Source organism: Streptomyces sp. NPDC048361 (assembly GCF_040651795.1).
In the GTDB taxonomy this organism is placed as follows: Bacteria; Actinomycetota; Actinomycetes; order Streptomycetales; family Streptomycetaceae; genus Streptomyces.
On the sequence record NZ_JBEZKW010000060.1, the window covers coordinates 13209 to 35035 of the forward strand.

A 21827-nucleotide genomic window follows, 5' to 3' on the forward strand; every position below is an offset into this window, starting at 1 on the left:
ATTCGCCAATGTCTTGGGTGTGCTCTCCTGCCCGGACGAATCGGGGTCAGTCACGCAGAGCGGTATCGAGCGAATCATGCACGGTGAAGACAGCCTCCGCCCCCGTGATCTCGAAAACCCTCGCAACGACCGGTTGCATCGCCACCAGGTGAACCCCGCCCCCCAGCTCCTCCGCCTTGAGGCGGGCGCCGAGCAGCACATTCAATCCGGTGGAGTCGCAGAACTCCAGTTGCGAGCAGTCGACGACCAGCCTGGTGCGCCCCTGGGCGATGGCAGCCTCCAGAGGCTCCCTGAGCAGATCCGCCGTGTGGTGATCGAGCTCACCCGCCGGAGTCAGGACCTCGCTGCCGCCCTCGGTACGGACTCCGACCCGGAGCCGGCCCCGATTCGTGCTGCCGACCGTGCCGCGGTCCATGCCGTCCCTCTTCGCCGATTCGTCGTAACTTCTCAAGAACACTACGCCTTCCCTGCGACATCTGAAAGCCAAACAACCCCGCAAAGCGGACATATGAGGATAAAGAAGCCTTGCGAGAGCCCACTCAAAGCGGGTAGGGGTAGTAGCGACAGTTATTCAACACGACCGGCCACGGAGGCGCCGCACACCGCGGACAACACGTATGGGCATCGGCAGCCATATGCCGAGAACGATGGAGGAGACCCATGTCACCCCGGCTCGACGCATCGCGAGATACGTCGATCAAGCAGGCACCGCAGGACATCCGCCCCCCACAGGCACGACCGTACGCAGCAGACGAACTTGAGGGTCTTCCCGAGATCCCGCCCTTCGCCCATGTAGGCCCCGTTGACGCGCGGGCCCTGTCGAAGACGCTCTTCGCCCGCCTCGACACGCTCGAGGAAGGCACACGGGAGCACGCGTACGTGCGCAACACCCTGGTCGAACTGAACCTGGCCCTGGTCAAGTTCGCCGCATCGCGCTTCCGCACCCGCAGCGAGCCGATGGAAGACATCATCCAGGTCGGCACCATCGGCCTGATCAAGGCGATCGACCGCTTCGAGTTCGACCGCGGCGTCGAGTTCCCCACCTTCGCCATGCCGACCATCGTCGGTGAGATCAAGCGCTTCTTCCGCGACACCTCCTGGTCCGTGCGGGTTCCGCGCAGGCTCCAGGAGCTCCGTCTGGACCTCGCCAAGGCGGGCGACGAACTCGCCCAGCAGCTCGACCGCTCGGCCACGGTGGGCGAGCTCGCCGAACGCCTGGGCATCACCAAGGAAGAAGTCGTCGAAGGCATGGCGGCGAGCAACGCGTACACCGCGAGCTCGCTGGACGCACAGCCCGAGGAGGACGACTCCGAAGGCGCCCTGAGCGACCGCATCGGCTACGAGGACCACGACCTCGAAGGCGTCGAGTACATCGAGTCGCTGAAGCCGATGATCGCCGGGCTTCCCGCGCGGGACCGGAAGATTCTGTCGCTGCGCTTCGTCGCCAACATGACGCAGTCCGAGATCGGCGAGGAGCTCGGCATCTCCCAGATGCACGTCTCCCGGCTGCTCTCGCGCACCCTGCGCAAGCTCCGCAAGGGGCTGACCGTCGAAGAGTGACGTACACCCGTCCGAAGGGCCCGTTCCGTCAAGGAACGGGCCCTTCCGCTTTGTTGGCGGCGTTGGTGACGGAGTTGTTGACGAAGCGGGGCGCACTGGGTCACATTGAGCGGGGACGCGGGGGCCCGGGGGGACTTCATGGCGTACGAAGAGCTCGAAGGGCCGATGCGCCGACGGCTGGGGCGCGAGTGCCTCTATGTGCCGTCCTGCCGGCTCGGCCTGTACGTGGCGCTCAGACACTGGTGCCCGCCCGGCGGCCGGGTCCTGATGTCCCCCGTCAACGACGACGTCATCTTCTTCGTGGTCCTCGCCGCGGGACTGCGCCCGGTGCAGGCGCCCCTCGACCCGCACGACGGCTCCCTCGACCCGGCCGCCGTGCCGGACGCGCTGTGGCCGCGGCTCTCCGCCGTCCTCACCACCAACCTGTACGGCAACCCCGACCCGGCGCCCGAACTGGCCGACCGGTGCGCGCGGTCGAACATCCCGCTCATTGAGGACGCGGCCCACGCCATCGGCAGCGTGAGCGCCGGACGCCCGGTCGGGACCTTCGGCCAGGCCTCCGTCTTCAGCCTCTCCAAACACACCGCGGCCAAGGCCGGCGGTTTCCTCACGATCGCCGACCCGGGCCTGCGCGATGCGCTCACCACGGCACGGGACGAACTCCTCGCGCCCCGCCGCACCGGCGCCGAACTCGCCTACTGGGCCCGCCCGTACGCCGAGGCAGCCGTACGCGGTCTGCGCCTGGCCCCCACCGCCCGGGCCGCCCTGCGCCTGCTCGGACAGCAGGAGCGCGACGACATCCGCATGCCGCTGCGCCCCGACGACCTGGGCCGCGCCGTCTCCGTAGCGCCGAACCTGGCCGCCTTCCACGCCTGGGCACGCGTCGACATGCATGACTACCGGGCGAGCCACGGCCGCACCCGACTGGCCCGCGTCACACGGAAGTTGACGCGCCTGGACACCGTCCTCGACGCCCACCGCGCGGGCACCCGCACGCTGCTCGCCACCGAGTGGGCGCGGCCGAAGCCGGGGCCCGTCCAGCCGCTGTTCCGGGTGCCGCTGCTCGTCGAGGACCGCGACGCGGCCCGCGCGGTGCTCGCCCGGGCGCGCGTCACCGTGGGCTATCTGTACGACCCGCCGCTCGACGACTACGCGGGCGGCGCCTTCACCGATCCCTCCCCCGCGCCCGCTGCCGCCCGCTGGTTCGCCCAACACGCCCTGCCCATCGACCCGTTGAAGGCCGAACGCACCATCGCCGTACTGCGCGCGGCGGGCATCCGGCCGGCGAGGGGCGGCCCCGCCGGTGACTGACACGGCTGGAACCGGGACCGGGGACCGCGCCGCGGTGCCGTCCGACCAGGCCGTCACGGACAGCGCACCGCCCACCGGCGGCGGCGACTCGATGTTCCGCAACGCCTATGCCCTGATGCTGTCCACCGCCGTCTCGGCCGCCCTCGGGCTCGGCTTCTGGCTGGTCGCCGCCCGCTACTACAGCGAGGAGGCGGTCGGACAGGGCTCGGCGGCCATCGCCGCGATGAAGCTGCTCGCCTCGATCACCGCCACCACCATGATCGGCGCGGTGGTCCGCTATGTGCCACGCGCCGGCCGCTCCACCGGGCAGCTGGTGCGGCGCGTCTATGTGGCCAGCACCGTCGTGGTGACCGTGGCCTGTGTGGTCTTCCTCTTCACGCTGCCGCTGTGGGGCCCCTCGTACGCCCCGCTGTCCGGGCTCACCGCCGGAGCGGTCTTCACCGTGGCGTCGGTGGCCTGGGCGATCCTGACCCTCCAGGACGGCGTCCTGACGGGCCTGCGCAAGGCGATCTGGGTGCCGGTCGGCAACGCCGTCTTCTCACTCGGCAAGCTGCTCCTGCTCGCCGTCTTCTCGGCGCTCGCCCTCGGCGTCTTCGTCTCCTGGGCGGCCGCGACGGCGCTGTCCATCGTGCCGCTCGGCTGGCTGGTCTTCCGCCGGCTGATCCCCGCGCAGGCCGCCGCCGACCGCGACCGTCCCGTCCCCGAACCGCGCGAGATCGGCCGCTTCCTGGCCGGGGACGCGGTCGGCGCGCTGTTCTCCCTCGCCATGATCAACCTGCTGCCGGTGATGGTCGCGGTGCGCTTCCCCGCCGCCCAGAACGGCTTCTTCTTCATCGCGTACACGGTCGGCGGGACCATGGAGTTCATGGCCGTCAACATGGCCTCCTCGCTCACCGCGCACTCCTCGCACAGCCCCGGCCAACTCGCCGACGGGGTGCGCGGCGCGCTGCGCCGGATGGCGCTGCTGCTGATCCCGGTGGTGCTGTTCCTGCTCGCGCTCGCCCGCCAGATCCTCGGCCCGTTCGGCGCCGACTACGCCCGGCACGGCACGCTGGTCCTGCAGTTGCTGGCCGCGGCCGCGATCCCGCGGGTCGCCGTCGAGCTCTACATCGGGGTCCTTCGCGTGCAGGGCCGCACCGGCATGCTGGCGCTGCTCCAGGGCGCGATGTGCACCCTGGTCCTCGGCGGCGCCGCGGTGCTGCTCGGCCCGCTCGGCATCTCCGGCGCGGGCTGGGCCCAGCTGTGCGCGATGACGGCGATGGCGCTGTGCTGCGTACCGGGCCTGCGCGGCGCGCTCGCGGGCCGCGCCACCGTCCGCACACCGGTCGCCACCAAGGCACCTGATTTCGGTACGAGTTGGGCGCAGCGCGCGCAGGCGGCCCGTACGGAGGAGGCGCGGGAGTACGGGACGCACTGGGCAACCCGGACCGCGTATCTGCGCGGCGGCATGGACACGGCGACACCGGCGCTCGGCATCCCGGTGTACGCGCCGGGAGGCGGCCCCACCCTGCGCCTCGGGGTCGTCCACCCCGATCGGGGCTCGGCACCCACGCTGCATCTGCGGCTGCCTCCGGATCCCGACGCTTTCGTGAGTGCCGACACCGGCGAGGGTGACGAGTCGTTCCTCGTCACCGCGTTGTGGCTGCTGCTCGGCCTGGCGGCGGGCCTGTTCTGGGTGCCCTTGTCGCGCGCCGCCGACCCGGTGGGCGCGGGCCGCGACCTCAACGGTGCGGGGCTGCTGCACGCGCTGCCGCCGGTGAGTCTGACCGCCGGGGTGCTGCTCATCGTGGTGTGCAGCGCGGCGGTGTCGCTGTACCGGCCTCGGCCCGCTCTCCTCCTGGCGGGGCTGTGGGTGACGGTGGCGGCCCTGCACACCGCCCCGGTCATCCTGGGTGTCCTGCCCGACCCGCTGTCGGGCCCCTGGCACGGCCGGCTCTGCCGTTTCGTGGCCGAGACCGCGGGGCTCGCCGGCCCCAGCGGCGTCGAACGCTGGCTGCCCCCGGCCCTGCACCTGTTGTGCCTGGCCCTGGCGACGGTGCTGCTGCGTGCCCTGGGGACGCACTGGAGGGTCACCGCGGTGGTGGTGTGGCTCCTCGCGGTCCTGGGCTGGGCGGCCCAGCACACCTTCGCGACGGTGGCGCTGCCGGTCTTCGCGGGGCTGTGCGCGGCGACGGGGGCGGCGTTGGTGTACCGCGCGGTGTGTGGGCGGTAGCCGTCACCGGGTCCTGGCGCGCTTGTCCCGCTCGGCGGCGCCCCGGGTGGCGGCGGGCAAGGGCAGCCCCGGGAAGGCGCAGGCGAGGGTGGAGAAGCCGGCCAGGGAGACGAGGAACGCGGTCGCGGAGAACCCGTGCACGAGGAAGAGGCAGGTGGAGACGAGCGCCCCGAACGACAGGCTGAGCGGCGCGACGAGCGCGAGCGCCTCCATGCGGGCGCCGGGGCGCAGGGTGTCGCCCTGCGGATAGAGCAACGCGAAGCCGGGCCCGAGCGAGACGAAGAGCAACACCGGGATCCACCGCAGGGGGGTCCCTGCGGGTAGCTCGGTGGCGGCGAGGGCCAGCCAGCCGGAGAGGGCGGTGGTGAGGCGGATGTGCGTCTGGCCAGACGTCATGGGGCTTCTCCTCCGGAGTGGGAGCGACTATGCGGTTGCCCACCGGCAGCGGACCGTGCGTGGCTGGTCACGCAGTTCCCCGCGCCCCCTCAGTGAGGACGAGCGGCCTCAAGGCGCGAACCGGGGTCTGGGGCGGAGCCCCGGGGGCGGGGTTACGGCGGGGCCGGGGCCGCGTATTGCAGGACCGTGCCGAAGTGGTTCGCGTCGATCACCCGAAACCTCCCCGAGGACTCAAGCTTGCTCTTCAGCTCCTGGAAACCCCCCGCGGGAAGCAACCCCTCCCCCGCCGAGTAGACGTCCTGCGTGCGCGTGAGGATGAAGTACACCGGCCGCCCGTCCCGCGGCAGCTGGGGCTCCAGATACCCCACCGGATCCCGCAGCATGATCGCGTTCTGCGGCTCCTCCTGCTCGGCCACGTACCAGTGCTCCAGCTGGTCGTAGCGGTGCAGGGCCTGCGGGAAGGACCCGGTGACGGCGAGGATCATCGAGCCCTTGGGCGCGTTGTCGAGCACCCGGGTCACCATCGCCGTCTCGGCGGGCGGCGTGTAGTACATCCGCTCCTTGCCGTAGTACGCGGGGACGAACCCGGCGACGAGCAGCACCAGCACCACCGGCAGCGCGACGGCCGCGCCCCGCCGGCGCACCGCGGCCCGCGCGCGGCCCGCGAACCGGCCCCCGCCGCCCGGCTCCACCTCCACCCGCCCCGCCGCAGACGCCGGCACAAGCGCCGCCGCCGCGAAGAAGGCCGCCCCGGGCAGCCCGAACAGATAGACCCGGAAGAGCATTTCGCCGCCGTAGTCGTTGACGGCGAACAGCGGCACCGGCGCCACGGACACCAGGAGCAGCGGCAGCGCGCTCCTGACGAGCTTGCGCCGCAGGACGACGGCGACCGCCGCGAGCCCCGCGACCACCAGGACCATGACGATGTCGGCCCGGCCCTGCAACACCGGCCCGGGCCCGGTGAGTTCACCGGCGTATCCGGCGCGCGAGTTGTTGAGGAGGTTGCCCACGGACTCCTTGAGGGAGGCGAGGGTCTCCACGAAGAGCGGCCGGCCCATCGTGAGGTCCCAGACCAGCATGATCAGCGCGGTCACGACGAGCAGCCCGGGGTTGCGGTAGCGCCGGGTCAGGTTGAGCGCGACGAGGGCGACGCACAGCATCACCGGGGTCAGCTGGTGCGTGAAGTTGATGGCGGCGATCATCGGGGCGAGGATCGCGACGCAGACGGCCCGCTGACGCCCGGTGGTCGGCGGCGGAACGCTGGCCGCCGCCGGGTCGAGGTTGGCCCGCGAGCGCAGCCCGCCCGCCGCTCCGGGGCGTACGAAGTGCCGGAACACCACGGCGAGTACGGCCAGGTGCAGGATGAGCGCCATGCCCTGGGGCGAGAAGTAGTCCTGCCCGACCCAGTTGGCGACCTCGAAGATCCACACGCCGGTCCACACGAGCCGCCAGTCCTCGGCGAAGGTGCGGTAGATCAGGACGAGTACGGGGATGAGGACGACGCCGTAGAAGAGCGGCGCCCAGTTGAGGTACGAGGCCGCGGTGTCCACGCCGAAGGCCCGCACGAGCCCGGCGTTGAGCGTGAAGAAGCCGGGCCACTGGTCGTACGCCGCCATGTTGCCCGAGAGCGGTACCCCGGGCCGCAACTCCTGGTTGGCGAGCAGGTGGTTGACGACCGCGTCGTGCTTGGACGCCCAGGGGTAGCGCACCGCGTTGTAGAGGATCGCGGTGGGCGCCTTGAGCGCGAAGAGCAGGGCGACGCTGTAGAGCCCCGGCCACCAGGGCGCGGTGCCGGCCCGTCGCAGACTGACCACGAACCCGCCGGTGAGGACGGCGAGGGAGAGGTAGAAGGCGGCGGGCAGCTTGTCGATCAAACCCCAGTCGCCCATGTGCGGGTAGTCGATGCCCGGCAGGGCGTACACCCACAGGGCGACGGCGACGAGCAACGGCAGCCAGGTGAACAGGACTTGAAGTGCCGTCAGGCCGCTCCATGTTCCCAACGGGCCGGCGAGCCGCCATCGTCGCTCGCCCTGCGCCGGGAAGCCGTCCGCCACCTGCCCGTCCGCCACCCGCCCGTCCCCTGGCCGCCCGTCCGCCGCCTGTCGGTCCACCGCGTCGTCGGGGGGCTGCTCGCTCCCCGGGACCGGCGTGGGCCCGCGTTGCCGCACAGTACGACTCCCCCCACACATGTGGTCGCGGCCGTCACGCCGCCGTCCCCTGGCTGTTGTTCGAGGCTGTCCCGTTGAGCGAGACAGAAGTATAGGAACACTCTTCGCGTCCGTGTGGCTACCGCGCACACGACCCGCTCCGACCCCGCCCCGACCCCGCCCCGGCTCCCACCCCCCGCCCCTCTCAGCCGGCGAAGACGGGCCCCTTCACGACGGCTCTGGCCCTGCGATAGAGCCGCCAACCCACCGCGCGGGCACCGTCGTTGTACGGGGCGGCCCGCGCCCCCTCGCCCCGCATCCAGGTCTCGATGTCGGCGACCGTGTGACTACGGCGCACGATGAGCCGGGCGATGCGGTACGCGTCGTCGTGCTCGGAGCTGAGCGCGTGCCGCACCGCGACGGCCGTCTCGTAACCGGCCGCGCGCGCGGCCCGGCGTACGGCGGGGCTGTTGTAGCCGTGCGGATAGGCGAGGTGGGCGATCCCGTGACCAAGGGCGTCCTCCAACACGGCCTTGGAGAAGGCGAGTTCATGGTGCAGCGCACGCCGGGTGAGCGTGTCGAGCTGCGGGTGCGAGACGGTGTGCCCGCCGATCTCCATCCCGTACGCCTCCAGGCGCTCCGCCTGGCCGAGGCGCATCATCGGCGCGGGCGGCAGCAGGCTCGCGCCGCCGGGTGCGAGGGCGCCGGTGGTGAGGTAGGCCGTGGCCGGCAGGGCGCGGGCGGCCAGGGCTTCGGCGGTGGGGCCCGGCAGGTCGGCGAAGCCGTCGTCGAAGGTGAGCGCGACGGGCCTCGGCGGCAGCGGGGCCCGCCCGGCGAAGTGGGCGGCGAGCGCGCCGATGGTCACGGGCGTACGTCCGCTGCCGCGGACCGCGTCGAGCTGGGCCGCGAACTGCCGTGGTGTGACGGTGAATTCGGCGATCCAGGCGGGCGGGTCGTCCATCACCGCGTGGTAGAGCAGCACCGGAACGCGGGACGCGCCGGTACTCATCGTCCCGTCTCCCACGGCGGCCGGTGGCCGCGTACCTGGCGCCGGGCGCGGAGGTAGCCGAGCGGACCGTACAGCATGCCTCTGCGCTCCAGCCGGGAGAGGGAGCGCGGCCATGGGTGGCTCCGGGCGCCGTGCTCGCCCGGCACGGACTGTTCCCCGGCGTCGCGGTAGGCGCTGATGGCGAGCGCGTGCGCGAGGCCGCGCGGCACCCGGGCGAGGAGCGCGGGCAGCAGCGCCGGGCGGCGGGCGATGATCGCGGTGAGGTAGGCGGTGAGGCCTGCGCCGTATCCGTACGCCTGATTCTCCAGGTCCTGCCAGGTCTCACGGTGGTGGTGCCACACCAGCGCGTCGGGCGTATATCTGAGGCGGTGGCCGGCGACGACGATGCGGGCGAAGGCGTACAGGTCGTCGCCGCCCCTGGCCGGGGTGCCGGTGCCGGTGGCCGGGTCGAAGCCGCCGACGGTGCGCAGGGCGTCCGCCCGGAAGGCCATGTTGGCGCCGGAGCCGAAGCGGCCCGCGGTGAACGGGAACAGCGGCTCGTCGTGCGGGGGTCTGCGCGGGTCGAAGTGGCGGGGCGCGAAGCCCTTGGTGAAGCCGCCGTGGCTCTCCAGGAGGATCTGGGCGGGCGTGGTGAGGCGGGCGGGCAGGATCAGGCCGGTGACACAGCCGAGTCGGGCGTCGTCCGCGAAGGGCGCGACCAGCGAGGACAGCCAGCGCCGGTCGGCGACCACGTCGTCGTCGGTGAACGCGAGGATCGCGCCGCGCGCGGCGGCCACGCCCCGGTTGTGGGCGGCGGCGAGCCCCGGGACGGGTTCGACGACGTAGCGCACGCCGCGCGCGGCGTAGTGCCGCTCGACGAGTGCGCGGGTCCGGTCGGTGGTGGGGTTGTTGTCGACGACGAGGATCTCGTAGTCGGGGTGGTCCTGACCGAGCAACGAGTCGAGTGCGCGGGCGAGTTGACCGGCCCGCTCACGTGTGGCGACCACCACGCTGACCCGCGGCACCCCGGCCCCGCGCACCGGCCCGGCGGCGACGCCGCCCGCCCCCACCGCACCCGGTCCAGCGCCCACCGGGCCCTCCGTCAGACCCTCCGCCGAATGGAGTCCAGGGCAGCCCCCGGCCACGCCCGGCTCCGCCGCGTCCGCTCCAGCACCCACCGGGCCCTCCGCCGGGTGCGGCCCGGAGCACGCCTCAACACCGCCCGGCTCGTCCCGCCGCACGGACACGAATCCGGCGAGCTGTTTGCGGGCCACCGCCGCGAGGGTCTGTGCGGCGTCCTCGTCCTCGCCGACCCGCGCAAGCACCGTGCCGACCGGCCGGCCCCGCAGTCGGACCAGGGCGTACACCTCGCCGGGGCCGAGCGGCGGCGCACCCGGTGCGGGGTTCAGCGACAGGACGTCTCCGTCGAGCCCGTCGAGATCCAGCTCCCCGACACCGATGCCGGGCCCGACGCCCACCAGCCCCGCCTGCCCTTCCGGCCTCTTCGGCCCCCGCGCCCGCGCCCGCGCCCGCGGACCGTGCGCTCTCTCCGACGCACGCGATGTGCGCGGCGTGTGTGCTGCCCTGTCCGACACTGCGTTCCCCCCGTGCTCCGGGTCGTCCGATGGCCGCGAAGGCCGTGCCCCGCCGGGGCTGCCATGCCCGACCGGGGCTTGCGCGCCCCACCAGTACCGTCCTGCTCCACAAGTACCGTCCTGCTCCACAAGTACCGCCGCGCCCCTCCGGGGCCTACTGTCCGCCGGACCCGCGCAACCGCCCCGCTCGCTTGAGGCCGCGCTGCGCGAACTCCGCGAGCCGCGGCCTGTTCCGTACGAATCCGTGCGCCCGACGGGAGGGCTCGCGGCCGATCCAGTGCAGCGCCGCGCCCGCGCCGAGCCGGGTGGCGGCCCCCTCGTACACCGGTATCTCGCCGGTCTTCAAGGCGTTTTTGTACTCCGCCGCGCCCCGTCCGAGGTCCAGCGTCTCGATGCCGGCGGCCGCGGCGGCCTCGGCCATCCGCAGGTGGAGCACGAGGCCCGGCGAGTACTTGGCGAACTCCGGGTCGTACGCGGGAAACCAGCAGGCCAGCACCGTGCGCGAACGCAGCCCGAAGTGCGCGGCGACCGGCCGGCCCCCCGCGTACAAGACGGAGAACACCCCCGAGCAGCCGGGGGCGCGGGTGTGGGCGAGCTGCTGGACCAGGGCGCTGATCCAGTCCCGTGCGAACCGGTCGCGCCGCCCGGTACGGCGGTACTGGGCCGACTTCCACTCCATGAGCCGGGCGAGCGCCGCCGGGTCCCGCTCGTCGAAGACGAAGCGGACCTCCCCGACCTGGCGCCCGAGCCTGCGCTCCTTGGCGGTGGTGGTCTTGAAGAACTTCGGCGACTGCCGGCGCAGGATCGTTTCGTACGCCGCGTAACCCGCGCCCACGTCGATCACGAAGGAGGCGTACGCGGCGGACGCGTCCGGCACGAACAGCGACTGTCCGGCCTCCAGATTGTCGAACTCCCAGGACGACACCGCGCAGGCCCGCAGCAACTCACCTGTAGTCAACGCCAGTTGAGACGTCCCGACGATCCCCTGACAGTCCGACACCCCGAACCCGATGGCGCGCCCCTGCCCCAACGAGGCTTTCTGGTAAGGAAAGAAGGCCAAGGGCGCCCCCTTTCCTTCCTCCCCCTTCCCCTGCACCACGGCCACCCGCGCCGTGGACCGTACGCGACCGACGGCCAGGGTGAACTCCGGTTCCATGAAAGGATTTTGGGGCGCGTGCGACGCGCTCCGCAGCTCGCGCCAGCGCTGAAGCTCGCCGGCGCTCAGATCGCCGGGCCGCACCACTCGTATCCGGCCCGGCGCGTGCGCACCGCCGCCGGTCCCGCGCAGACCGCTCACCCCTCGACCCCCCGGTCTCCTGCCGAGCCCCCGATGCCACCAGGACGGTACCGGTCGATTTCACCCGACGGTAGGTACCCTCCCGCAGTTTGTGACCATACGGCGAAGCTTGGTACGCCGTCGTCGGTTTGGCCCCTTCTGGGGCCGCGGGACCGGCGGGGCGGATGGGGGCGGAGCCACACGGGAGACGCGTGCGTGAGCTAATGCACGGTATGAGCTACTTCATGACCGACCTGTCGGGCACCTCCGTCGAGGCGCCCGACGAAGCGACGATGCGTACGATCCTCGACGGGCTCGCCGACGCCGACGACGAGCACCCCGATGTCTCCCTCACCCACGAGAACGGCTGGTCCCTCAGCGCCTTCCCGAGCGGCGAGCTGCTCTGGCTCCTGTGGGAGAACCTGGACGACCCGGACGCGCCGCCGCGCCAGATCTCCGGCGTCTCCCGGGACGAGGTACTGCGTCTGTTCACGCTGCTCGCGGCGGGCGACACCGTGGAGATCGAGCGCCTGGCCGACGCCTGATCACCCCGGGGCACTCCAGGCTCCCTCAGACCTTGCGACCGGCCCGCCAGACCTCGCTCACCAGCGGGACCCCGGGCCGGTAGGCGAGGTGGACGTGCGAGGGCGCGTCGAGGAACGTCAGGTCGGCGCGGGCGCCCGGGGAGAGCCGGCCGATGTCGGTGCGGCGCAGCGCGGCGGCGCCGCCGGCGGTCGCCGACCAGAGCGCCTCGTCCGGGGTCATCCTCATGTCGCGTACGGCGAGCGCGATGCAGAACGGCATCGAGGACGTGAACGACGAGCCCGGGTTGCAGTCGGTGGACAGCGCGACGGTCACGCCCGCGTCCAACAGCCGCCGGGCGTCCGGCCATTGTGCCCGCGTGGAGAACTCGGCACCGGGCAGCAGGGTCGCCACGGTCGTACCGTGGGCGAGCGCGTCGACGTCCGCGTCGGTGAGGTGGGTGCAGTGGTCGGCGGAGGCCGCGCCCAGCTCCACGGCGAGCTGTACGCCGGGCCCGTAGGTGAGCTGGTTGGCGTGGACGCGCGCAAGCAGCCCCTTGGCCTGGCCGGCGGTGAGAATGGCCCGCGCCTGGTCTCCGTCGAAGGCGCCCTTCTCGCAGAACACGTCGATCCAGCGGGCGTACGGGGCGCAGGCGTCCAGCATCGCGCCGGTGACCAGGGCGACGTATCCGGCGGGGTCGTCGGCGTACTCGGGAGCGACGATGTGCGCGCCGAGGTAGGTGACCTCGTCGGTGTGCTCGGCGGCGATGCGCAGCGCGCGGGCCTCGTCCTCGACGGTGAGGCCGTATCCCGACTTGGTCTCCAGGGTGGTGGTGCCCTGCCGCAGCGCCTCGGCGAGGTAGCGGGCGACATTGCGGGCCAGCTCCTCGTCGGTCGCCGCGCGGGTGGCGGCGACGGTGGTGCGGATGCCGCCCGCGGCGTAGGCCTGGCCGCTCATGCGGGCGTTGAACTCCTGGGTCCTGTCGCCCGCGAAGACGAGGTGGGAGTGGGAGTCGACGAAGCCGGGGATGACGGCTCGGCCCCGCGCGTCGACGGCTTCGTCGGCGTCGGGGGCGTCGGCCGTGCGGCCGGCCCAGGCGATGCGGCCGTCCTCGATGACGAGAGCGGCGTCCTGGACCAGCCCGAGGGGGCCGCTTTCCCTCTCGGGGTCGTTGGTGACGAGGGTGGTGATGTTCCGTACGAGGGTGGTGCGCATGGGTTCCTTTCTACTCCCCGCCCCGCCCCCTCCCGAAAGCCTCCGGCGGAGTCGGTCGGGTGCGGGGTGTGGGTGGTTGCTCGCGCAGTTCCCCGCGCCCCTGAACTACGCGGTGCGGACCCGCACGGGCAATCTCGGCCCGTCATGGGCGAGGTCAGGTCCTCAGGGCGGTGATGGCGGCCGACAGTGTCGACGGGACGTCGGGGAGCAGCGTGTGGGATCCGTCCCGCACCACGTGGCGCCCGCCGACCACGACGTGCCGTACATCGGACGCCGTCGCCGCGAACACGGCCGTCTCCGCGGCGAGCCGGGGCACCGCCCCCACCGTCCGGACGGAGTCCAGCGCGATCGTGGCCAGATCGGCGAGCGCGCCCGGCTCGATGCGGCCCGCGTCGGACCAGCCGAGCGCCGCGTGCCCGTCGACCGTCGCCGCCCGCAGCAGCGCCGCCGCCGTCCAGTGGCCCCGCGTCCGCGTACGCAGGCGCTCGTCGAGCTCCATCGCGCGCGCCTCTTCGAGGAGGTCGATCACGGCGTGGCTGTCGCTGCCGAGCGAGAGCGGGGAGCCGGCCCGCTGGAGGGCTAGCGCGGGCCCGATGCCGTCGGCGAGGTCGCGTTCGGTGGTGGGGCACATGCAGGTGCCCGTACCGCTCGCGCCGAGGAGCGCGATGTCCCCGTCGGTGAGGTGGGTGTTGTGCACGCCTGTGGTGCGCGCGCCGAGCACGCCGTGCTCGGAGAGCAGCTGGGTGGGCGTCATCCCGTACGCGTCGAGGCAGGCGTCGTTCTCCGCGGTCTGCTCGGAGAGGTGGACGTGGAGCGGGGCCTGCCGGGCTTCGGCCCACTGGGCGACCGTGCCCAACTCCCGTGCGGGGACGGCCCGTACGGAGTGGACGGCCGCGCCGATGCGGGCGTGCGGCCGCCCCTTGAGCGCGGAGCAGCGTTCCGCCCACGCCTCGGCGGTGCCGTCGCTGAACCGCAGCTGGTGCCGGTCGGGGGCGGCCCCGAAACCGGAGGAGAGGTAGGCGGTGTCGAGCAGCGTGATCCGGATGCCCGCGTCGGCGGCCGCGGCGATCAGCGCCTCGCCCATCGCGTTGGGATCGTCGTAGGGGGTGCCACCCGGCGCGTGGTGCACGTAGTGGAACTCGCCGACGGCGGTGATCCCCGCGAGCGCCATCTCCGCGTACACGGCGCGGGCGAGCGCGTAGTACGAGTCCGGGGTGAGCCGGGACGCGACCTGGTACATGACCTCGCGCCAGGTCCAGAACGTGCCCGAGCCGACCTGCACGGTGGAGCGCAGGGCGCGGTGGAAGGCGTGCGAGTGGGTGTTGGCGAGGCCCGGGACGGTGAAGCCGCGCAGTGCGACGGCGCCGGGCGGGGGCGCGTCGATCCCTGTGCGGACGGCGGAGATCCGCCCGTCGTCGGCGACCTCCACGAGTACGCCCGGCTCGACCGTGGGGTCGAGCCAGGCGTGTTCCAGCCAGTACGTCACCTGCACGCGAGGCCCTCCAGTACATCGGCGAGTGCGAGCACGCCGGCGACGCAGTCGTCCTCGCCGGCGTGTTCGGCCGGCGAGTGGGAGACGCCGGTCGGGTTGCGTACGAACAGCATGGCGGTCGGGATCCAGCCGGAGAGGATCCCGGCGTCGTGTCCCGCGCCCGTCCCCAGGACCGGGGCGCCGCCGCCGAGGATCTTGGCGATCTCGTCGCGCAGGGCGTGCTCGAACTCCACGACGGGTGTGAACGACTCCCGTACGACGGTGAGGTCCACGCCGTCCCGCTCGGCGCGCTCCCTGGCGGCCCGCTCGATCGCGGTGACGACGGTGTCCAGGGTGGACTGGTCGGCGGCGCGCGAGTCGAGCCAGCCGCGCACGAGGGAGGGGATGGCGTTGACGCCGTTGGGCTCGCAGGAGATCTTGCCGAACGTGGCGACGGCACCCGCGAGTTGAGCTTCGCGGCGGGCGGCGAGGACGGTCTCGGCGTACGTCAGCATCGGGTCGCGGCGGTCGACGAGGCGGGTGGTGCCGGCGTGGTTGGCCTCGCCCGCGAAGTCGAACCGCCAGCGGCCGTGCGGCCAGATGGCGGAGGCGATGCCGACGGCGTCGCCGCTGAGGTCGAGGGCGCGGCCCTGTTCGACGTGGAGCTCGACGAACGCGCCGATGCGGGCGAGGCGTTCGGGGTCGGGGCCGATGGTGTCCGGGTCGTACCCGGCCCGCTCCATCGCCTGCGGGAGGCTGATCCCGTCCTGGTCGCGCAGGCGGTGCGCGGCCTCGACGGTGAGCTGTCCGGCGGTGAGCCGGGAGCCGACGCAGGCGAGCCCGAACCGCGCGCCTTCCTCGTCCCCGAAGTTGGTGATGGCGAGAGGGCGGGTCAACTCGGCCCCTCTGCGCCGGAGTTCGTCGAGCGCGGCGAAGGACGACACGACGCCGAGGGGGCCGTCGAAGGCGCCGCCGTCGGGGACGGAGTCGAGGTGCGAGCCGGTGACGACGGCGTCACCGGCCGCCGGGTCGCCGGCCCAGGCCCACTGGTTGCCGTTGCGGTCGAGCTCGTAGGTGAGCCCGCGGGACTCGGCCTGTGCGCGGAACCAGGCGCGGCAGTCGGCGTCGGCGGCGGTCCAGGCGTGGCGGCGGTAGCCACGGGTTTCGCTGTCGCGTCCGATGGGGGTGAGCTCGCGCCACATCTCCTGGAAGGAGGACCCGCTGCCGCCCTTGGCAGGGAGCCCGGAGGAGGCCCCCTCGGGAACCCCGCCTCCGCCTGCGGACCGTGGGTCACGGGTCGCGCAGTTCCCCGCGCCCTTGGCGGGGCTGTCCTTGGCGGGGTGCCCGGCAGAGGCCACCTCAGCCCGTGCGGCGTTCGAGGACGAGGGGGAGGTCACTCGGTCTCGCCCTCCCGCATGGGGACGCGTACGCCCTTCTCGTCCGCCACCCGCTCCGCGATGTCGTACCCGGCGTCGACATGCCGGATGACACCCATCCCGGGGTCGTTGGTGAGGACGCGGCGGATCTTCTCGCCGGCCAGCTTCGTGCCGTCCGCCACGGACACCTGCCCCGCGTGGATGGAGCGGCCCATGCCGACCCCGCCACCGTGGTGGATGGAGACCCAGGACGCGCCGGAGGCCACGTTGACCATGGCGTTCAGGAGCGGCCAGTCGGCGATCGCGTCCGACCCGTCGAGCATGGCCTCGGTCTCGCGGTACGGGGACGCCACCGAGCCGCAGTCGAGGTGGTCGCGGCCGATCGCGAGCGGCGCGGCGAGCGTGCCGTTGCCGACCATGTCGTTGAACATGTCGCCCGCCTTGTCGCGCTCACCCTGGCCGAGCCAGCAGATCCGCGCGGGCAGACCCTGGAAGTGGACGCGCTCCCCGGCCATCTTGATCCAGCGGTGCAGCGATTCGTTCTCCGGGAAGAGGTCGAGCAGCGCCTTGTCGGTCTTGTGGATGTCGGACGCCTCGCCCGACAGGGCCGCCCAGCGGAAGGGGCCCCTGCCCTCGCAGAAGAGCGGGCGGATGTATGCGGGCACGAAACCGGGGAAGGCGAACGCCCGCTCGTAGCCCGCGAGTTGGGCCTCGCCGCGGATGGAGTTGCCGTAGTCGAAGACCTCGGCGCCGGCATCCATGAAGCCGACCATCGCCTCGACGTGCTTCGCCATGGACTCCCGGGCGCGGGTGGTGAATCCCGCCGGGTCCTTCGCCGCGTACGCCGCCATGTCGTCGAAGGCGACACCGACGGGCAGGTAGGCGAGCGGGTCGTGGGCCGAGGTCTGGTCGGTCACGATGTCGATCGGCGCGCCCTCGGCGAGCATCCGCGGCAGCAGCTCCGCCGCGTTGCCGAGCAGGCCGATGGAGAGCGGGCGGCGGGCGGCGCGCGCCTCGACGGCCAGCTGGAGCGCGTGCTCCAGGGAGTCGGCCTTCACGTCCAGGTAGCGGTGCTCGATGCGGCGCTCGATGGCGCGCGGGTCGACGTCGATACAGATCGCGACGCCGTCGTTCATCGTCACGGCGAGCGGCTGGGCGCCGCCCATGCCACCGAGCCCGGCGGTGAGCGTGATCGTCCCGGCCAGCGTCCCGCCGAACTTCTTCGCGGCGACCGCGGCGAACGTCTCGTACGTGCCCTGGAGGATGCCCTGCGTGCCGATGTAGATCCACGAGCCGGCCGTCATCTGGCCGTACATGGTCAGGCCCAGCGCCTCCAGGCGGCGGAACTCCTCCCAGTTGGCCCAGTCGCCGACGAGGTTGGAGTTGGCGATCAGGACGCGCGGCGCCCACTCGTGGGTCTGCATGACACCGACGGGGCGGCCGGACTGGACCAGCATCGTCTCGTCCTGCTTGAGGGTGCGCAGCGTACGCACCATCGCGTCGAAGGAGCGCCAGTCGCGGGCGGCCTTGCCGGTGCCGCCGTAGACGACGAGCTGGTCGGGGTGTTCGGCGACCTCGGGGTCGAGGTTGTTCTGGAGCATGCGCAGCGCGGCTTCCTGCTGCCATCCCAGGGCGCTCAGTTCCGTACCGCGCGGTGCCCGTACGGGGCGGGGTCCTGACATGGCGATGCCTCCTCGTGACCTGAGCCGGCGATGTTCCGGCGGTGACGCAGCGATGTCGCAGCGATGATCCAGCAATGGTCCAGTGATATTCACATCCTGGTTCACTGAATAGAACTAGTCAATACGTGACGCGCCCCTGCGCTCCGGCCCGCCCGGTGATTGGCTTGATCGCATGAGTTCCCAGGCAACGTCCCCCACGGCCGGGGCCGCCGCGGCCGAGCGCCGCGAACAGGCCGTGCGGGCGGCGGTGGAGCAGGGCCTCGCCGGGCCCGACGCGCCCATCGTGGCCCTGCTCGACACCACCGGCATCCGCGCCGGCGCCGCCGCCCTGCGCACTGCGTTCGCCGAGGTCACCGACGCGCCCGCGCTGCACGCGTTCGCCGTGAAGGCGTGCCCGCTGGTGCCGGTGCTGCGGCTGCTGCGCGCCGAGGGCCTCGGCGCCGAGGTGGCGAGCCCCGGCGAGCTGGCCCTCGCGCGGGCCGCCGGACTCGACCCCTCCCACACGGTGCTGGACTCTCCCGCCAAGACCCCGGCCGAGCTGCGCGAGGCGCTCGCCCTGGGCATCGCCGTGAACGCGGACAACCCGCAGGAGCTGGCCCGCCTGGACGCGCTCGTGGAGTCGGCGGGGACCTCCTCACCACTGGGGATCCGCGTCAACCCCCAGGTGGGCGCGGGGTCGATCGACGCCCTGTCCACGGCGACGGCGACGTCGAAGTTCGGGGTGGCGCTCCTCGACGACGGCGCCCGCGAGTGGGTCGTCAAGGCGTACGTGCAGCGCCCCTGGCTGACCCGGCTGCACACCCACACCGGCTCGCAGGGCGTGGCGCTCCCCCTCATGGCGCAAGGCGTCCTGGCCGCCTACGAGCTCGCCGAGGAGATCAACGCGGCGGTGGGCCGGCAGCAGGTCGACACCCTCGACATCGGCGGCGGACTCCCGGTCAACTTCGGCTCGGACGAGGAGACCCCGACGTACGCCACGTACGCGCGCGTCCTCAAGGAGACGGTGCCCGGCCTGTTCGACGGGCGGTACGCGCTGGTGACGGAGTTCGGCCGCGCACTCCTCGCCAAGCACGGCACGGTGCTCGCGCGGGTCGAGTACACGAAGAGCTCGGGCGGGCGGCCCATCGCGGTCACCCACGCCGGCGTGCAGATCGCCGCCCGCACCGTGTACGCGCCCGCGTCCTGGCCGCTGCGGATCGAGGCGTACGACGCGAAGGGCCGCCCCAAGCCCGGGCCCGCCGTCGCGCAGGACATCGCGGGGCCGGCCTGCTTCGCCGGCGACCTGCTCGCCGAGAACCGCCCGCTGCCGCTGCTCGAACAGGGCGACTACACGGCGGTGCTCGACACCGGCGCGTACTACTTCGCCCACCACTACTCCTACAACTCCCTTGCCAGGCCCGGGATTTACGGCTTCACGGCCACGCCGGACGGCGTGCGCTTCGCCACCGTGCGCAGCCCGCAGCCCGTCGAGGACCTGATCGCGGAGGGAGGCGGCGCCCACGTGGACGCGCTGCTGTAGGCGACTCGGGCGGGCGGCGGTCAGCGGCGGCGGGCCCCAGGGGCCCGGCTTCCGAGTGAGGACCGTGCTGGGGCACCCGCGCCCACCGCGGCGGAGCCGCGCAAAAGACACAGCCCCGCGCCCCTGTAGGGCACCCGGGGCCGCGCCCCCTGTAGGGGACCCGGCGGGCCGGGGTTACTCCACGAACAGGCCCCGCGCCGCGGCCCTCGCGTCGAACTCCTCCAGGCGGGCCTGCGCATCCGGCAGGCCATCGCACATGGCCTCCAGCAGCACCCGCCCCAGCAGCATCGGCGCACACGCCGTGTCGAAGGAGAGCCCGGTGCCGACCGCCGCCGGGATCAGGAGGTCGCTGTACTTGGCGACCGGCGCGAACGCGGAGTCGGCGACGGTGACCACGGTGAGCCCCGCCGACTGCGCGTAGGCGAGCGCCTCCACGACCTCCCTCGGGTGACGCGGCAGCGCGAAGCACAGCAGCGCCGACGCACCCGCCCGCAGCGCCGCGTCGATCCGGTCGGCAAGCATCGTGCCGCCCTCGTCGAGGAGGCGTACATCGGGGTGGACCTTGGCCGCGAAGTAGGCGAAGCCGCGCGCCTGCGAGGAGGCGGCGCGCAGGCCGAGCACAGGCAGCGGCCGGGACGCCGCGAGCAGCCGGCCCGCGTTCTCGACCGGGCCCGGGTCGGCCAGCAGCCCCGCCAGGTGCTGGAGGTTCTCGATCTCGGCCCGCACCGCCTGCTGGTACTCGTTGTACGAGGTCTCGGCCACCGCGTCGGCCGGCGCAGGAGCCACCTCGCGCAGATGGCGGCGGAGCGCGGGGTAGCCGTCGAAGCCGAGGGCGACCGCGAACCGGGTCACCGAGGGCTGGCTGACGCCGGCGAGTTCGGCGAGTTCGACGCTGGACAGGAAGGGCACGTCGGCGGCCTGGCGCACCATGCAGTGCGCGATGCGCCGCTGGGTCGGGGTCAGCCGGTGCCCTTCGAAGAGCTGTTGCAGCCGTGCGGCAGGACCTTCGCTCATGCCGTCCCCCTTCATACGTCCACGTCCTTGAACCGGTCGAGCAGGGCGGCCGCCCGGTCGACGTCGTCGGTCAGCGGCCGGTCGGTGACATCCTCGTCGAGTACCGCCTCGGCGAGCGCGTACGCCCGTCCGACCGGAAGCTCCGGGTCCGGGCGCAGGCCGCGCTGACGCAACGCCCGTACCGCCGCGACGAGTTCGCACCCCACCACCAGCCGCAGCGCCCCGCCGATCCGCAGCGACTGGCGTGCCGCGAGCGAGGCGAAGCTGGCCTGCTCCTCGACGCCCCGAGAGAGTACAGCGTGGCCCAGTGAGGCCGGCGCGGCGAAGGCCCGCAGATCACCGAGGGCGGCGCCGGCCGCGTACTCCAGGATCATCACGCCCGACGAGGCGGCCTCGGCGTCGGCGAGGAAGGGCTTGAGGCGGGTGTACGCGGGCTCGTTGAGCGCGGAGAGGCGTGAGGTGGAGAGCCGCGCCACCTGGGTGACCGACAGCCTGAAGTGGTCGAGCGCCAGGGCGAGTTGGGCGAGGTAGAAGCCGCCGTGGTGGTAGGCGGCGAGGTCGTCCGGGGAGATCAGCGGGTTCTCGGCGGCCGCGTTGATCTCGATCGCGAGGACGCGCTCCAGGGCGTCGGCGGCGTCGTGCGCGGGCCCGTGGATCTGCGGCAGGCAGCGGAAGCCGTACGGGTCCTGGATGCGGCCGAGCGGCGGGGTGGGCCGAGCGGGAGCCCCGAGCAGCGCGCGCATGCGGGCGGCGGTGGCACGGGACCCGGGGTGCGGGCGCGCGGCGTGCACGGGCTCCGCGTACGCCTCGTACGAGCCGTCCACCGCGAGCAGCGAGAGCGCGCCGACGATCTCGGTGGCCGCGACGAGGCGGCGCAGTTCGTCGAGGGCGAGCGCGGCCTGCCCGAGCGTGAGGGCGTTGGAGCTGATGAGCGCGAGGGCGTCGTTGTTGTCGAGGGGCTGCGGCTCGGGCTCGGGTCCGCCGCGCCAGGGGTGTTCACCGGCGAGCGCGAGCCCGACCTGGGCGAGGGCGGCGATGTCGCCGGTGCCGACCGAGCCGAACTCGTTGACCACCGGCTGCGCCCCGGTCCCCAGCGCCTCGCAGAGCGCGGTGACGACGGTGGGCCGCAGGCCCGCGCCGCCCGCGAGCAGTTGGTTGGCGCGCACCGCGAGCATCGCGCGGACCTCGCGGTCGGGCAGTGGATCGCCGATCGCCCCGGCGTGGCTGCGCAGCAGGCGCAGGCCGTGCCCGGCGGCGGCCTCGGTCGGCACGGCCTCGTTGCGGTTGGCGCCGACGCCGGTCGAGCGGCCGTACACCCGCCCGGACGCGGCGAGTTCGCGCGCGGTGTGCCAGGCGCGTTCGACCCGCCGCATCGCGTCCGGGGCGGGCTCGGGGCGTACGGCGCGGTCGGCGAGGCGTACGACGTCGGCGACGGGCAGGGTCGCGCCGTCGAGCACGACGACCCCGGCCGGGGTCTGCGCGGGACGCGAGCGGTCCTTCGCATCGTGCGAGGCGTCCACGTCGTGGGACGACAACATGCGCG

The 21827-nt window shown here is 73.1% G+C and carries 17 protein-coding genes; 5 read left to right on the top strand and 12 right to left on the bottom strand.

The window, feature by feature from the left end; all coding sequences use genetic code 11:
• Positions 1-46: 46 nt before the first annotated feature.
• Positions 47-415 carry an STAS domain-containing protein gene (locus AB0D31_RS27875; RefSeq protein WP_362728182.1) on the bottom strand — a complete coding sequence of 123 codons (369 nt, stop codon included), beginning with the start codon at positions 413-415 and terminating at the stop codon, positions 47-49.
• A 245-nt stretch (positions 416-660) separates the two neighbouring features.
• On the opposite strand from AB0D31_RS27875, the gene AB0D31_RS27880 reads away from it, so the two are divergent.
• The 3 genes from AB0D31_RS27880 to AB0D31_RS27890 all read left to right on the top strand — a co-directional run bounded on the left by AB0D31_RS27880 (position 661) and on the right by AB0D31_RS27890 (position 5083).
• On the top strand, positions 661-1560 hold the full coding sequence (locus tag AB0D31_RS27880; protein WP_362728150.1) for an RNA polymerase sigma factor SigF: 900 nt from the start codon (positions 661-663) through the stop codon (positions 1558-1560).
• Between the two features lie 165 nt (positions 1561-1725).
• Positions 1726-2871 carry a DegT/DnrJ/EryC1/StrS family aminotransferase gene (locus tag AB0D31_RS27885; RefSeq protein WP_362728184.1) on the top strand — a complete coding sequence of 382 codons (1146 nt, stop codon included), beginning with the start codon at positions 1726-1728 and terminating at the stop codon, positions 2869-2871.
• 34 nt (positions 2872-2905) lie between these two features.
• A complete protein-coding gene (locus AB0D31_RS27890; protein ID WP_362728186.1) occupies positions 2906-5083 on the top strand; it encodes an oligosaccharide flippase family protein in 2178 nt (725 codons plus the stop codon).
• 3 nt (positions 5084-5086) lie between these two features.
• On the opposite strand, the gene AB0D31_RS27895 is transcribed toward AB0D31_RS27890, so the two are convergent.
• The 5 genes from AB0D31_RS27895 to AB0D31_RS27915 all read right to left on the bottom strand — a co-directional run bounded on the left by AB0D31_RS27895 (position 5087) and on the right by AB0D31_RS27915 (position 11452).
• The gene (locus tag AB0D31_RS27895) at positions 5087-5479 is read right to left on the bottom strand and encodes a hypothetical protein (protein ID WP_362728151.1); all 393 of its coding nucleotides are present in this window, start codon (positions 5477-5479) and stop codon (positions 5087-5089) included.
• Between the two features lie 152 nt (positions 5480-5631).
• Positions 5632-7548 (bottom strand): hypothetical protein, encoded by a 1917-nt coding sequence (locus AB0D31_RS27900; protein WP_362728153.1) that lies wholly within the window; start codon positions 7546-7548, stop codon positions 5632-5634.
• Between the two features lie 283 nt (positions 7549-7831).
• Entirely contained in the window at positions 7832-8635 is an 804-nt protein-coding gene (locus AB0D31_RS27905) for a polysaccharide deacetylase family protein (protein ID WP_362728155.1), read from the bottom strand.
• Positions 8632-10092 carry a glycosyltransferase family 2 protein gene (locus AB0D31_RS27910; RefSeq protein ID WP_362728157.1) on the bottom strand — a complete coding sequence of 487 codons (1461 nt, stop codon included), beginning with the start codon at positions 10090-10092 and terminating at the stop codon, positions 8632-8634. Before AB0D31_RS27910 ends, AB0D31_RS27905 begins: the two co-directional genes overlap by 4 nt.
• A gap of 271 nt (positions 10093-10363) precedes the next feature.
• Complete coding sequence (locus AB0D31_RS27915) at positions 10364-11452, bottom strand: GNAT family N-acetyltransferase (RefSeq protein ID WP_362728188.1); 1089 nt, start codon at positions 11450-11452, stop codon at positions 10364-10366.
• 266 nt (positions 11453-11718) lie between these two features.
• Here AB0D31_RS27915 and AB0D31_RS27920 point away from each other — a divergent pair, with 266 nt between their 5' ends.
• On the top strand, positions 11719-12030 hold the full coding sequence (locus AB0D31_RS27920; protein WP_362728159.1) for a hypothetical protein: 312 nt from the start codon (positions 11719-11721) through the stop codon (positions 12028-12030).
• Between the two features lie 25 nt (positions 12031-12055).
• Here the strand turns inward: AB0D31_RS27920 and hutI are convergent, their stop codons facing one another.
• The 4 genes from hutI to hutU form a co-directional block, all read right to left on the bottom strand.
• The gene (gene hutI / locus AB0D31_RS27925) at positions 12056-13222 is read right to left on the bottom strand and encodes an imidazolonepropionase (protein ID WP_362728161.1); all 1167 of its coding nucleotides are present in this window, start codon (positions 13220-13222) and stop codon (positions 12056-12058) included.
• 154 nt (positions 13223-13376) lie between these two features.
• Positions 13377-14714 carry a formimidoylglutamate deiminase gene (locus AB0D31_RS27930; RefSeq protein ID WP_362728163.1) on the bottom strand — a complete coding sequence of 446 codons (1338 nt, stop codon included), beginning with the start codon at positions 14712-14714 and terminating at the stop codon, positions 13377-13379.
• A complete protein-coding gene (locus AB0D31_RS27935) occupies positions 14705-15895 on the bottom strand; it encodes an allantoate amidohydrolase (RefSeq protein ID WP_362728190.1) in 1191 nt (396 codons plus the stop codon). The genes AB0D31_RS27930 and AB0D31_RS27935 overlap by 10 nt, the downstream gene beginning before the upstream one ends.
• 191 nt (positions 15896-16086) lie before the next feature.
• On the bottom strand, positions 16087-17751 hold the full coding sequence (gene hutU / locus AB0D31_RS27940) for a urocanate hydratase (RefSeq protein WP_362728165.1): 1665 nt from the start codon (positions 17749-17751) through the stop codon (positions 16087-16089).
• Positions 17752-17923: 172 nt separating this feature from the next.
• On the opposite strand from hutU, the gene AB0D31_RS27945 reads away from it, so the two are divergent.
• Positions 17924-19270 carry a diaminopimelate decarboxylase gene (locus AB0D31_RS27945; RefSeq protein ID WP_362728167.1) on the top strand — a complete coding sequence of 449 codons (1347 nt, stop codon included), beginning with the start codon at positions 17924-17926 and terminating at the stop codon, positions 19268-19270.
• Between the two features lie 174 nt (positions 19271-19444).
• On the opposite strand, the gene AB0D31_RS27950 is transcribed toward AB0D31_RS27945, so the two are convergent.
• The gene (locus AB0D31_RS27950; protein WP_362728169.1) at positions 19445-20284 is read right to left on the bottom strand and encodes a MurR/RpiR family transcriptional regulator; all 840 of its coding nucleotides are present in this window, start codon (positions 20282-20284) and stop codon (positions 19445-19447) included.
• A gap of 11 nt (positions 20285-20295) precedes the next feature.
• Positions 20296-21822 (bottom strand): aromatic amino acid ammonia-lyase, encoded by a 1527-nt coding sequence (locus tag AB0D31_RS27955; RefSeq protein ID WP_362728171.1) that lies wholly within the window; start codon positions 21820-21822, stop codon positions 20296-20298.
• Positions 21823-21827 lie beyond the last annotated feature (5 nt).

Bases quoted from the DNA above. Each gene is read 5' to 3' on its own strand.
- AB0D31_RS27895 (WP_362728151.1), bottom strand. From the start codon at position 5,479: ATGACGTCTGGCCAGACGCACATCCGCCTCACCACCGCCCTCTCCGGC.
- AB0D31_RS27955 (WP_362728171.1), bottom strand. From the start codon at position 21,822: ATGTTGTCGTCCCACGACGTGGACGCCTCGCACGATGCGAAGGACCGC.
- AB0D31_RS27950 (WP_362728169.1), bottom strand. From the start codon at position 20,284: ATGAGCGAAGGTCCTGCCGCACGGCTGCAACAGCTCTTCGAAGGGCAC.
- AB0D31_RS27875 (WP_362728182.1), bottom strand. From the start codon at position 415: ATGGACCGCGGCACGGTCGGCAGCACGAATCGGGGCCGGCTCCGGGTC.
- AB0D31_RS27880 (WP_362728150.1), top strand. From the start codon at position 661: ATGTCACCCCGGCTCGACGCATCGCGAGATACGTCGATCAAGCAGGCA.
- hutI (WP_362728161.1), bottom strand. From the start codon at position 13,222: ATGCGCACCACCCTCGTACGGAACATCACCACCCTCGTCACCAACGAC.
- AB0D31_RS27945 (WP_362728167.1), top strand. From the start codon at position 17,924: ATGAGTTCCCAGGCAACGTCCCCCACGGCCGGGGCCGCCGCGGCCGAG.
- AB0D31_RS27885 (WP_362728184.1), top strand. From the start codon at position 1,726: ATGCGCCGACGGCTGGGGCGCGAGTGCCTCTATGTGCCGTCCTGCCGG.
- AB0D31_RS27905 (WP_362728155.1), bottom strand. From the start codon at position 8,635: ATGAGTACCGGCGCGTCCCGCGTTCCGGTGCTGCTCTACCACGCGGTG.
- hutU (WP_362728165.1), bottom strand. From the start codon at position 17,751: ATGTCAGGACCCCGCCCCGTACGGGCACCGCGCGGTACGGAACTGAGC.
- AB0D31_RS27935 (WP_362728190.1), bottom strand. From the start codon at position 15,895: ATGTGGCGCGAGCTCACCCCCATCGGACGCGACAGCGAAACCCGTGGC.
- AB0D31_RS27920 (WP_362728159.1), top strand. From the start codon at position 11,719: ATGAGCTACTTCATGACCGACCTGTCGGGCACCTCCGTCGAGGCGCCC.